Source organism: Agrobacterium tumefaciens, from assembly GCA_025559845.1.
Taxonomy (GTDB): Bacteria; Pseudomonadota; Alphaproteobacteria; order Rhizobiales; family Rhizobiaceae; genus Agrobacterium.
In genome coordinates this window covers 1909953-1921949 of sequence record CP048470.1, presented here as the reverse complement: position 1 = coordinate 1921949, position 11997 = coordinate 1909953, and the positions used below count along the sequence as shown (strand labels likewise).

Here is an 11997-nt window from a genome sequence, read left to right as displayed (position 1 = left end):
ATTCACATGCCCAAGGCTGCAGCGAAGCACACGGTCGTGATCGGAGGCGGTATCGTCGGTGTCTGTAGCGCTCTCGAGCTACTTCGCGCAGGGCATCAGGTTACCCTGGTGGAAAGTGGCGAGCCGGGTGGCCGGCAGTCTGCGAGTTACGGCCATGGCTGCTGGATCAGCCCTGCCTCAGTTGTTCCGATGTCCATGCCCGGGCTCTGGAAGCAGGTTCCCGGATATCTGATGAACCCTGATGGCCCCTTGGTCATCCGGTGGCGCCATATTTTGAGGCTCTCACCCTGGCTTTTACGCTTTCTCTGGGCAGGGGCTTCCATATCGCGGGTAGAGGCGACGGCACGAGCCCTGAACCGGCTGCTCAAGGACAGTCCGGATCGCCACGAAGCCTTGAGTTCCGAAGTCGGTGTTGCAGACCTCGTCCGTCGCGAGGGGCTCCTTTATGCCTATCCGGACCGGCAGGCTTTCGAGAAGGAAGCTCTGGCGTGGCATTTGCGCAGGATGACGGGACTTCAATGGAAAGAACTCGACAAGGATGCGCTTCTGAAACGGGAACCAGGCCTCGACGGACACTATACGTTCGGCGTTGTGGCAGAAAACGGCGCCCATTGCGTCGATCCCCAAACCTACATCACCCGTATCGCCGAAACTGCGGTCAAACGCGGCCTGCACATCGTCAGGGCCAGGGCAAACGCACTGAAGTTTGATGGAGATCGGCTGCGCGGCGTAGAGACAACCGATGGGATGATCGAATGTGATCAGGCCGTGGTTGCTGCCGGCGCCTGGTCCAAGACCCTTGCAAGACAGGCCGGTGACAAGGTGCCTCTTGAGAGCGAAAGAGGGTATCACGGCGTGATTTTTCTTGCTGATGGCGGACCGCAACATCCGGTCATGCCAAGCGATGGCAAGATGGCCAATACGCCCACGCTGAAGGGCCTGCGCCTTTCCGGCCAGGTTGAACTGGCGTCCGTCGACACGCCGCCAAACTGGCGACGCGTCGAGATCCTGCTCAATCACGCGCGCAAGACCTACCCCGCATTGGCCACGATGCGTGACATCTCGGTAGACAAGTGGATGGGCCACCGCCCGTCTACTCCCGATGGCCTGCCCGTCATCGGTCGCTCCTCGCGCTCCCCGGATGTTTTCTACGCCTTTGGCCACGGACATGTCGGCTTTGCGACTGGCCCGATTACCGGCCGCATCGTCGCTGAACAGCTCTCCGGTAAACCCCAGGGCGACGAGATAGGTTGCTATTCGCCGCGTCGATTCAGGTTCGCCGGAAAGAATGCATGAGCGTCATCGCGGATCACATCTTGCGATGAAAGTTGTCCAACCTCGGATTCACAAACAAAAGGAGATCGCTGTGCGCGGCGCGGATATTCTAGTGGACATGCTGATCGGTTATGGCGTCGAAGTCATCTTCGGCGTGCCAGGTGACACCAACGTCCCTCTTTATGAAGCTTTGCAGGAGCGGGAAGGCAAAATTCGTCACGTTATGGCCCGCGATGAGCGGTCTGCCGGCTACATGGCCGATGCTTACGGTCGGTTCACCAGAAAACCCGGCGTTTTCGAATGCCCATCGGGTGCCGGCGCCATGTATTCGCTGCCGCCCGTGGCTGAATCCAATTCGTCGTCCGTGCCGGTCATCTTGCTGACCATCGACATTCCTCTTCCGGGTGAAGGACGCGGCGTTCTGACAGAACTCGATTGCGCGCGCCTGTTCGATCCGATCACGAAGATGTCTGTTCAGGTGAAGTCGGCGGAAAAGCTGCCAGAGATCATTCGCCGAGCATTTCGCGTTGCCTGTTCGGGTAAACCCGGCGCAGTCCACCTGCAAATCCCTGAGGACATGCTGCTGGCGAATGTCGATCCCGCCAGGATCTCGCTCCATGTTGAAACGGAATGCAAGCAGTTCCCCGCCTACCCTACCCTGCCATCACCAGACAAGCTGGACACGCTGATGTCGTTGCTGACAACTAGCCGTCGACCGCTGATTGTCTCAGGCGGCGGCGTGAACCGATCCTGCGCGGGTCCCGAAGTGACCGCACTCGCAGAATGCCTCAACATTCCCGTCTGCACGACCATGACTGGACAGGGCACAATGCCGGACGATCATCGCCTGGCAGTCGGCGTTATCGGCGACAACGGATTTCATCCTCATGCCAATTGGGCGCTGGAGCACGCCGACTTCGTTCTCTTCGTTGGTTCGAAAATGGGCTCTGTCGTTACCATCGGCTGGACCTTCCCCAAGATCACCCTGAACAAGCGCGTCGCCCAGATCGATATCGATCCGGAAATCATGGCCAACAACTACGAGAACGTCGTCTCCGTCCAAGGCGATGCGCGCCTCGTACTTGAGCGCCTGATCGCAATGGCTCCAACCGATGCCGATCATGGTCGGACCCAGGAATGGGTTGATGAACTGAATGATCTTCGTGCAAATTTCTGGGACAATGCCGAAAGCCTTTTAAGCTCTGAAGCTTCACCGCTCAGACCAGAGCGTGCAGTTCGCTGCTTCAATGAAGCGTTAGAGGCCTATGGGAAGCCCGCCCATATCTATTCGGACGCGGGAACACCTACGCCACATATGACCCGTTTCCTGAAACTCACCGACGCTCGGACACGGATCGCAATTCCCCGTGCATTCGGCGGCCTTGGCTCGGCTTTACCGGCAACCGTCGGCGCATGGTTCGCCGACAAGGAACGCCGCCCGATCGGTATGTTTGGCGACGGCTCGTTCGGGATGACTGTCGGCGAACTGGAAACACTGGTTCGGTTGCAGGTGCCAGCCATCCTGTTGCTGTTCAACAACGGCACGTTCGGGTGGATCAAGGGACTGCATCGGCTGAAAGGCCATAACCAGTGCTTCGGTGTCGACTTCATGCCACCACGCGGGCAGGCAATCGCGGAGGCTTTCGACGTCAAGGCCTGGACGGCGACGAATTCAACTGAGCTTGACGCCGCACTCTCCGAAGCATTCGCCTATAGGAACGGCCCCTGCCTGATCGACATCCACGTGGAATCGATCGCCGATCGTGTGCCGCCAGTCTATTCCTGGCTGACGAAACGCGGCAAAGATCCACTCAGCATCGAGGCCGAGGAGGTCCGTTATTTCTGACGTTTGACGCGTCCGAGGAGGCCGTGCAGCAGCCGGTCCTCCATCGCGGTTCCAGGTCTCGTCAGGACTTGTAAAAAATGGCAATCGAGACACTGGCTTGCTGCCGAGCCAACGGCTAAGACACGCCTCAAATAGATCTTTATAAAGACGTTGAGACGATGTCGAACACAACGAATACCAACCCACTTGTCGGCATCGCCCTTGCCTCTGGTGGATATGCATGTTTTGCAGCCCAGGATGCCATCGTTAAGTGGTTGGTGGCCGACTACGAGGTTCCGCAAATCCTGTTCATGCGTAGCCTCGTCATCGCCCTGATTGCGGGCTTTCTCGCACAATATTATCGGCACCCATCGATCATGAAGAGCCAGTACCGTGGCACGGTGGTCGTGCGCGCCATGCTGATGCTGACGGCATGGCTTCTCTTCTATAATTCCGCACGGCATCTCGGGCTTGCCGAACTGACTACGCTTTATTTCTCTGCACCGATCATCGTGGTTTTTCTTTCAATTCTGGTTTTGAAAGAAAAGGTTGGCGCTGGCAGATGGATCGCGTGCCTCGGTGGATTTGCAGGGGTTCTGATTGCGGCCAATCCCACCCATTCGCCGAGCTTGATCCCGGCTGCACTGTGTGTGGTTGCCGGTTTCTGCTGGGCATGGAGCACAATTTTGATCCGCCTGGTGAGCAGAACCGAAACCACCCTGACACAGATGTGGACGACAAGTTTGCTGTTTGCGATCGCCTGTGCCTTGTCCTTGCCATGGCTGTGGAAAACGCCTGACCTGATGGGATGGGCCTTGATGATCGGATTGGGCCTGATCGCAACGGTCGGCCAGTATCTCCTTTACGAGGGCTTTCGGCATGCTCCTGCCTCGGCACTCGCACCTACCGAATATACCGGCCTGATCTGGGCTTTCGTTTATGGGTATGCAATCTGGTCCGAAATCCCCTCTACCAGTGTATTTGCCGGAGCGCTTCTGATTGTCAGCTCAAGCCTTTTCCTTGTTGTCTGGGAAAGCCGTGCAGGAAAATCGGCTCCAAAACAGTCGTGTCCTTCGTAGCAAACTGCCCACGCGCCTGATCAGGCGAAAAAAGCGGAAAGCGTCCAAGCAGCGTTTAAGCCCCAGCGTGAGGTCCATGCGTTCGCCGAACAAAGCACGTCGCTAAAAGATGAAATCCGACAGGCATCAAATGGTGCGATTTTCGCGACCTCGGTCCGGATCTTGGAACAGGGGAATTGCGTGAAGTTTCACGATGCACCATAAAGAGCCGCAATGACCGAACGCCCGGAGACCATATGACGTCCTCGAACTCCCAAGTCTCCGGCACTCGGTCTGAGACCAGAAAGTTTCTCGTTTTACTCCTCGGCTCCATTGGTGTCGTCTACGGAGATATCGGCACAAGCCCACTTTACGCGTTCAGGGAATCGCTGCGCCCTTTTACGGCAAACGGTGTTCAGCATGAGCACGTTGTCGGCCTGATCTCCCTCATGATCTGGACGCTGACAATCATCGTCACATTCAAATACGTGCTATTCTTGTTGCGTGCAGATAATGATGGTGAAGGTGGCACGCTATCGCTTCTCGCGCTTCTGATGAAGAAGACAGGAAGCTACATGCCCGTGCTGTTCTTCGCTGGCCTGGTCGGATCTGCTCTCTTCATCGGTGACGCGATGATCACTCCCGCCCTTTCCGTGATGTCGGCTTTGGAGGGAATGAAGCTGGTTACACCGGCTTTCTCTGACTATGTTCTACCGTTGTCAGCACTCATAATGGTTGGACTGTTTGCGGTTCAGTCGAAAGGCACCGGGGCGGTTGCAAAGTTCTTCGGTCCGATTACCGTCGTTTGGTTTCTGGCAATGGCCTGGGGCGGCCTTATCCATATCGGCGACGACTGGACAATCCTCGAAGCGCTCAATCCGATCAATGCGCTTTGGTTCATTACGCACGCGGGCTGGGCCGGGCTCATCGTTCTTGGAGCAGTGTTTCTGACTGTTACGGGCGCGGAGGCTCTTTATGCCGATCTAGGTCATTTCGGGCGCAAACCCATCAGCGCAGCCTGGTTCATCCTTGTGTTTCCAGCTCTTGCCCTTAACTATCTCGGTCAGGGCGCGCTTGTCCTCAGCACCCCTGCGGCAATCGAAAATCCGTTCTACCTGCTCTACCCAGAGTGGGCGCTGCTTCCGATGGTGATCCTGGCGACGATGGCGACTGTGATCGCAAGTCAGGCCGTTATAACGGGCGCATTCTCCCTTGCTCGCCAGGCCGTTCACCTTGGTTTCCTGCCGAAGCTCATGATCCGCTTCACATCCGAGACGAACACTGGGCAGATCTACGTGCCGGCTGTTAACATGGTTCTATTCATCGGCGTGCTGGTCCTGATCTTCTCGTTCGGGGATTCGGAATCGCTTGCAACCGCCTACGGCATCTCGGTAACGGGAGCGATGGTCGTCACAACGCTGATGGCTTTCCAGTTTCTTCGTTCCGTCAGAGGCAGATCTGCCTTCACTGCAGCAATCCTGCTTGCGCCCCTCTTTGCGATCGAAGCGGTTTTCCTTGCCGCAAACCTCCTCAAGGTTCACGATGGCGGCTGGGTGCCCCTGGCTCTGGCAGGTGTCATCATCCTTGTCATGTGGACATGGACAAAAGGGTCTCGTTATCTCAGAGAAAAGATTGCACGAAACGACATCCCGCTCGACACCTTTATCACGTCGCTTGAAGGCTCCATCAATCGTGGTTCGCGCAATGCGCCTGTCTTGGTACCCGGCACTGCCGTGTTCCTGACAAGTGTCCCGGACAAAGCGCCGGGTGTTCTTCTCCACAACCTCAAGCACAACCACGTCCTTCATGAACAGAATGTGATCCTGACGATCTGGACGCATGACAAGCCTTACATCTCAAACTCAGAACGCGTAGAAATCACCCGAATTTCAAAGCATTTCATGCGCCTCGACATGAATTTCGGCTTCATGGACGATCCGAACGTCGTCAAGGCGCTGCCGCTTTGCAAGAAAAAAGGTTTCAAGTTCGAGATCATGCAGACCTCGTTCTATCTCGGCCGCCGCAATCTCATCGCGACACCGAATACGGGTCTGCCGTGGTGGCAGGAAGACCTCTATATTGCGCTGGCCGGTATCGGGATTGATCCGTCCGCCTACTTCAACCTTCCACCAAACCGCGTTATTGAGTTGGGCGAACAGGTGGCGATCTAGTGTCTTCGAAGGCGACCAGCCTGGCTTTGATAAAGACTGCTTGAGACAAAAGAGCCTCATTGCACTCTGGTGTTGCACTGCACATATGAAGCAGCATGACCTCAGAGACCATCGCCGACGCAAGGCTGACCAAAAAAGCGCTTCTACTCGTCAATCCCCACTCCAGACGTGGACGGGAGGGGCTTGCCCAGGCACGACATCACCTTGTAGAGGCGGGTATCGGCATCGTTGAGCCCTCGCAAGATTTGTCATCAGCGTCAGACCTCATCGTCCGCCATCGCGACACTGTAGACCTCGTCATCGTTGGCGGTGGTGATGGCAGCCTGAACAATGCTGCTCCCGGATTGCTGGAGGCCGGGCTTCCCTTGGGCGTCTTGCCACTTGGTACGGCCAACGATTTTGCTCGAACCATGGGCATCCCGCAGGATCTTCGAATGGCCGCAGCCGTTATTGCAGCAGGTCAGACGACCGCGGTCGACCTTGGCACCGCCAATGGGCACGCGTTCTTCAACGTCGCCAGCATCGGTTTCAGCGCCGATCTCGCAGCCTCGCTGACCCAACAGGCGAAAAAGCGATGGGGTAAACTGGGATATGGCCTCGTCGCAGCGCGACTGCTTGCAAATTCACGGCTTTTTACTGCCCATCTCGACCACGACGGGAATACAGAGAAGCTCAGGACCCTACAGGTTTCTGTAGGAAATGGTCGCTTCTACGGTGGCGGGATGGCCGTTCATGCGGATGCCACGGCAACGGACGGAATGCTCGATTTCTACAGTTTAGAAGTCGATCATTGGTGGCGTCTGCTTGGATTGTTACCGGCAATCCGCCGCGGAACGCACGGAGATTGGGATGATGTTCGCGCCTTTTCGACCAAAGCTCTGACGATAGAGACAAGCAAACCGCGCCCGGTAAATCTGGACGGCGAACTCAAGACGCAAACCCCGGTCCAGTTTGCGATCATCGAGAAAGCGCTCAAGGTATTTATACCGTAGCCCTACTGCCATCGTACATTCAGAGACAAGCTTGGAACAAGGGACGCCGTGTCTTAGTCTCTCTGCTCTTGTCGTGCCTGATCGGATCGGATTTTTATGACCATCGTTGCCTCCTACCTCTACCGAAACGGCAAACGCGCCGAGGAAGTCCCACTTGCCAACGAACCCTTTGCCACAACAGACGGAGAATTCGTGTGGATAGGACTGACCGATCCAACCAGTGAGGAAATGGCCTGTCTGCAGACGATGTTCGGCCTGCATTCGCTGGCGGTTGAAGATGCGATCAATGGCAAGCAGGTGCCTAAAGTGGATGTCTATGGAGAGCAACTGTTCGTTGTCGCCAAGACTGCCCACCTGGAAGGTGACAAGATCGCTTATGGAGAGACCTGCATGTTTGTCGGCAGGAACCATCTGATCTCGGTCAGACACGGTTCGGCGCGATCCCACAAGGAACTGCGCCATCAGCTTGAGCAGTCGCCGAAGCTCTTGGTCCATGGACCCGACTACGTGCTGCACGGCATCCTCGACTTCATTGTCGACGGCTATCTTCCGATGGTCGAGACGCTGGAGGACAAGGTGCTCGACATGGAAAGGCACGTCCTTGTCTCCTTCCTGCAACCTGAGCAGATCAGGCGAATTTTCCGCATGCGCAGACAGGTGATCAAGTTCCAGCGCATCCTTGGCCCTATGGCCGAAGTGGTGGGCAAGCTGTCACATCTGGAACTACCCTGTGTCGACGACAATGCCAGACCGTTCTTCAAGGATGTCTATGACCATGTTCGTCGCGTCGAAAACCTCGTTGGCGGCCTGCGTGACATCATGACATCCGTTTTCGAGGCTTCGAACCTTCTGGAGCAGCAGCGCCAGGGAGCGATAACGAGACAGCTCGCGGCCTGGGCAGCAATCCTCGCCGTGCCGACGGCGATCGCCGGGATCTACGGCATGAACTTCGAGCATATGCCGGAACTCAAGAGCGAATATGGGTATCCAGCCGTCATCGGGGTCATCATCACCCTTTGCGCAACCCTCTATTATCGTTTCCGTAAGACAGGCTGGCTTTAAGCCGCGAGTGGCTGCAGAGTGCCACTTCGGCGTCGTTGGACGACGGTGATCTTTGGCTCTTGATCACGATTTTTCCAGACCGGCTGTCAGTACACTCGCCGCATGAACCACCTCATCATGGAATAATCTCGCATAGTGCGTGATGCCTCCGTCCCGGCTATTCGTCAGAATTCCAAGGTCGCGGAAAACCGGTGGGTCTATCAGCTCGACCGAGCACAAAAGAGGATCACCTGGTGGCGGGCAGTTCATGCGGGGAAGCGCACTGACACCCATCTCAGCCTCAACCATGCCGGCAACCGCAGAGTAGTGACCGAACTCCATGACCGTCCGCACCGCGATATTCCGGCTCTTCATCGCTTCATCGACTGCATATCGGGTGCCGCTGCCGGCGTTGGCTCCGATGAAATCGTAGTCGAGAAGCTCTGACCAGCAGACAGCCCCCTTACCCGCAAGTGGATGGTCACGGCGAAAAACTGCCCTGAACGGGTCTGCTATGATCTTGCTGAAATGGACGTCCTTGTCGTCGTGCGGGAGAAAGCTTGCGACGGCGAGATCGAGTTTGCCTTGATGCACCATTTCGAACAACTGGTCAGCGCTTCCATCTCGCACCGAGACGACCACATCGGGATGGTTCGCTCTAAATCGCACGAGCGCTTCAGGAAGGTATTTGACCGCAGCAGAGGCAAGAATGCCGACTTGGAGCGTTTTGTTTGAATCGGCGCGACGGCGTGTGACCTCTATGGCATCACGCAACGCCGGGAGAAGCGGCGCAAGACGTTCCTGCAATCCGGCACCATCGGCAGTCAGACGAACACTTCGGGTGCTGCGCGTGAACAAGGTCACTCCAAGCGAGTTTTCCAGCAGTGCAATATTCTGACTGAGCGCAGGTTGCGACAACCCCATCCGTTCCGATGCGACCCTGAACGAGCGCGCTTGGGCGACTGCCATGAACGCTTCAAGATGCCGGATAGGCGGCAAACTCATTGTTTGGTTTTCCTTATCGATATCTTCGAAATTTCGATTTGTCTTATAGATACGAGCGCCGTAAGTCCTGCGACAAGTCGGCGCAGGGTTTCCTCCCACCCAGCGCGACTGAAATAAGGATTCATTCATGAACAACTCGAACCCTCGGCCGATCAACATGATCGGACGACTTTATCTGGTTTTGCTGGGGCTGGTGATCAGTGCAGCAGGACTATTTTTTGTCACACTCGGCGGCAAGCTCGCACTGCTTGGTGGAAGCTGGTATTTTGTCCTCGCCGGTGCGGCGCTGGTTATTTCGGGTCTTGCGATCATAATAGCGCGACCATTCGGCGCCACGCTCTTCCTCCTGGTTTGGCTTGCCACCCTTCCCTGGTCCGTTTTTGATGCTGGACTAGAGTTCTGGCCGCTTGTTTCTCGCAACTTCGCGCTTTCCATCGGTGCGATCGTGGTGCTGCTGAGCCTGCCTCTGCTGAACAAGGCGAGAGGGAAAGCCGCCTCGAGTGTCGGCTACGTCGCGACGGCGGTTGTCATCGCTCTTGGTTGCGCTGTTGGTGTCTGGGGAATGTTCCAGCCGCATGGTGTCATCCGAAACGAAACGTTGCCTCAGCTGGCGGATGTCTCCCGCCCGGCGGATTGGACGAGCTACGGTGGAAATGACAATCACGACCGTTTTGCTCCGGCTGACCAGATCAATCGTGAGACAGTGGGCAACCTGACGGTCGCTTGGACGGCAAAAACTGGCGATCTTCCTGTCAGCGATGGCGGCGGCGCGGAAGACCAAACCACGCCACTGATGGTTAATGACTCTCTTTACGTCTGCACACCCCATAACAATGTCGTTTCTCTCGACCCCGTAACAGGCGAGAAGAAGTGGGAATTCAAGTCCGGCGTAACGAACGATGACTGGCAGCGTTGCCGCGGTCTCGCTTACTTCGACGCATCGAAGCCCGTTGCCGAACCAACAGCAGCAGGGTCCAGTCCCATCATCCAGGCATCCGCGCCCGCAAACGGGGTTTGCACACGCCGGGTGCTGATGAACTCGACCAAGGGGCAGCTTGTCGCGATCGATGCAGACACCGGACTTGCCTGCGCCGATTTTGGAGCCAACGGCATTGTTGACCTGAACGTCGGCATGGGTCCCGGCGCTGCGACCGGCGATTACTATCCAACGTCAGCACCAACACTTGCCGGCACGACAATCGTTGTGGGTGGCCGCGTCGGTGACAACGTTTCGATTGATATGCCAGGTGGCGTCGTGCGCGGCTTCGACGTGATGACAGGCGCATTGCGCTGGGCCTTCGATCCGGGCGATCCGGGAATGAAGCAATTGCCTGAAGGACAGATCTGGACGCGATCGACGCCGAACGTCTGGGCGCCAATGTCGTGGGATGCGGTGTCGAACACGGTATACATGCCGGTTGGCTCCGCAGCCATCGACCTCTGGGGTGTAAAGCGTCGCCCACTTGATCGCCAATATGGCGCGACCATGTTGGCGGTAGATGCAACAACAGGTCTGGAAAAGTGGCGTTACCAGACGGTGCACGACGACCTCTGGGACTTCGACGTCCCGATGCAGCCGACCCTCATCGAGTTCGATGGCCGTCCGGCGATGGTGTTTGGGACAAAGGCAGGGCAAATCTTCGTTCTGGATCGCCTCACGGGCAAGCCTCTGACAAAGGTCGAGGAACGTGCGGTGCCAGCCGGTGATATGCCAGGCGAGACCTATTCTCCGACACAGCCGATTTCCGTCGGCATGCCGCAGATCGGCGCGGATACTCTGACCGAATCGGACATGTGGGGTGCGACGCCTTTCGATCAGCTCGTATGCCGCGTCAAGTTCAAGTCGATGCGCTACACGGGCCTGTTCACACCACCTGGCACTGATGCATCGTTGAACTTGCCGGGCTCGCTCGGCGGCCTCAACTGGGGTGGTGTGTCCTACGACCCGACCAGCAACTATGCCTTCTTCAACGATATGCGCCTCGGTCTCGAAGTGCAGCTCGTCCCCTATGACGGAGATGCGAAGGCCAGCAACGGCGATGAAAACGCGCAAATCACGGCGTCGAGCGCCCAGCCACTCGTCGGCACACCTTACGCAATCACTGCCAAGAACCGCTTCATGTCGCCGCTCGGTATTCCTTGCCAAAAGCCACCTTTTGGAACGATGACTGCCGTGGACATGAAAACCCAGAAGATTGCCTGGCAGATACCAATGGGTACTGTTCAGGACACTGGCCCCCTCGGTATCAAGATGCATGCACCGATACCAATCGGCATGCCGACGATCGGTGGGTCATTGGCGACAAAGGGTGGTCTGGTGTTCTTTGCCGCGACGCAGGATTTCTACCTCCGCGCGATCGACAGCGCGACGGGTGCGGAGGCCTGGAAGGCACGCCTTCCTGTCGGCAGTCAGGGAACGCCGATTAGCTACGTGGCGCGTGATGGCAAGCAATATGTCGTCATTTCCGCCGGAGGAGGTCGCAACTCTCCGGAGCGTGGCGACTACGTGATTGGTTACGCACTTCCTGAAAAGAACTAACAGAACCTCGAGAAGGCCCCGGATTTTTCCGGGGCCTTTTTCATAGAGGCCATAACGGTCATCGACAGGAGGTCGATTTGAACACTGGCTG

General features: G+C 56.9%; 8 protein-coding genes. 7 read left to right on the top strand and 1 reads right to left on the bottom strand.

Annotated features, from left to right (window positions below; genetic code table 11):
- Positions 1–6: 6 nt before the first annotated feature.
- The 6 genes from FY156_25165 to FY156_25140 all read left to right on the top strand — a co-directional run bounded on the left by FY156_25165 (position 7) and on the right by FY156_25140 (position 8383).
- On the top strand, positions 7–1296 hold the full coding sequence (locus FY156_25165) for an FAD-binding oxidoreductase (protein ID UXS04742.1): 1290 nt from the start codon (positions 7–9) through the stop codon (positions 1294–1296).
- Positions 1297–1366: 70 nt separating this feature from the next.
- Complete coding sequence (locus FY156_25160; GenBank protein ID UXS04741.1) at positions 1367–3121, top strand: thiamine pyrophosphate-binding protein; 1755 nt, start codon at positions 1367–1369, stop codon at positions 3119–3121.
- 158 nt (positions 3122–3279) lie between these two features.
- Positions 3280–4179, top strand: coding sequence for a DMT family transporter (locus tag FY156_25155; GenBank protein UXS04740.1), 900 nt, complete (start codon positions 3280–3282; stop codon positions 4177–4179).
- Between the two features lie 236 nt (positions 4180–4415).
- Positions 4416–6329, top strand: coding sequence for a potassium transporter Kup (locus FY156_25150; protein ID UXS04739.1), 1914 nt, complete (start codon positions 4416–4418; stop codon positions 6327–6329).
- A 95-nt stretch (positions 6330–6424) separates the two neighbouring features.
- Positions 6425–7321, top strand: coding sequence for a lipid kinase (locus FY156_25145; GenBank protein ID UXS04738.1), 897 nt, complete (start codon positions 6425–6427; stop codon positions 7319–7321).
- A 96-nt stretch (positions 7322–7417) separates the two neighbouring features.
- A complete protein-coding gene (locus tag FY156_25140) occupies positions 7418–8383 on the top strand; it encodes a magnesium and cobalt transport protein CorA (GenBank protein ID UXS04737.1) in 966 nt (321 codons plus the stop codon).
- Between the two features lie 63 nt (positions 8384–8446).
- Here the strand turns inward: FY156_25140 and FY156_25135 are convergent, their stop codons facing one another.
- On the bottom strand, positions 8447–9367 hold the full coding sequence (locus tag FY156_25135) for a LysR family transcriptional regulator (protein UXS04736.1): 921 nt from the start codon (positions 9365–9367) through the stop codon (positions 8447–8449).
- A gap of 127 nt (positions 9368–9494) precedes the next feature.
- On the opposite strand from FY156_25135, the gene FY156_25130 reads away from it, so the two are divergent.
- The gene (locus tag FY156_25130) at positions 9495–11906 is read left to right on the top strand and encodes a membrane-bound PQQ-dependent dehydrogenase, glucose/quinate/shikimate family (GenBank protein UXS04735.1); all 2412 of its coding nucleotides are present in this window, start codon (positions 9495–9497) and stop codon (positions 11904–11906) included.
- The last annotated feature ends 91 nt before the right edge of the window (positions 11907–11997 follow it).

Bases quoted from the DNA above. Each gene is read 5' to 3' on its own strand.
- FY156_25165 (UXS04742.1), top strand. From the start codon at position 7: ATGCCCAAGGCTGCAGCGAAGCACACGGTCGTGATCGGAGGCGGTATC.
- FY156_25155 (UXS04740.1), top strand. From the start codon at position 3,280: ATGTCGAACACAACGAATACCAACCCACTTGTCGGCATCGCCCTTGCC.
- FY156_25150 (UXS04739.1), top strand. From the start codon at position 4,416: ATGACGTCCTCGAACTCCCAAGTCTCCGGCACTCGGTCTGAGACCAGA.
- FY156_25145 (UXS04738.1), top strand. From the start codon at position 6,425: ATGACCTCAGAGACCATCGCCGACGCAAGGCTGACCAAAAAAGCGCTT.
- FY156_25140 (UXS04737.1), top strand. From the start codon at position 7,418: ATGACCATCGTTGCCTCCTACCTCTACCGAAACGGCAAACGCGCCGAG.
- FY156_25135 (UXS04736.1), bottom strand. From the start codon at position 9,367: ATGAGTTTGCCGCCTATCCGGCATCTTGAAGCGTTCATGGCAGTCGCC.
- FY156_25130 (UXS04735.1), top strand. From the start codon at position 9,495: ATGAACAACTCGAACCCTCGGCCGATCAACATGATCGGACGACTTTAT.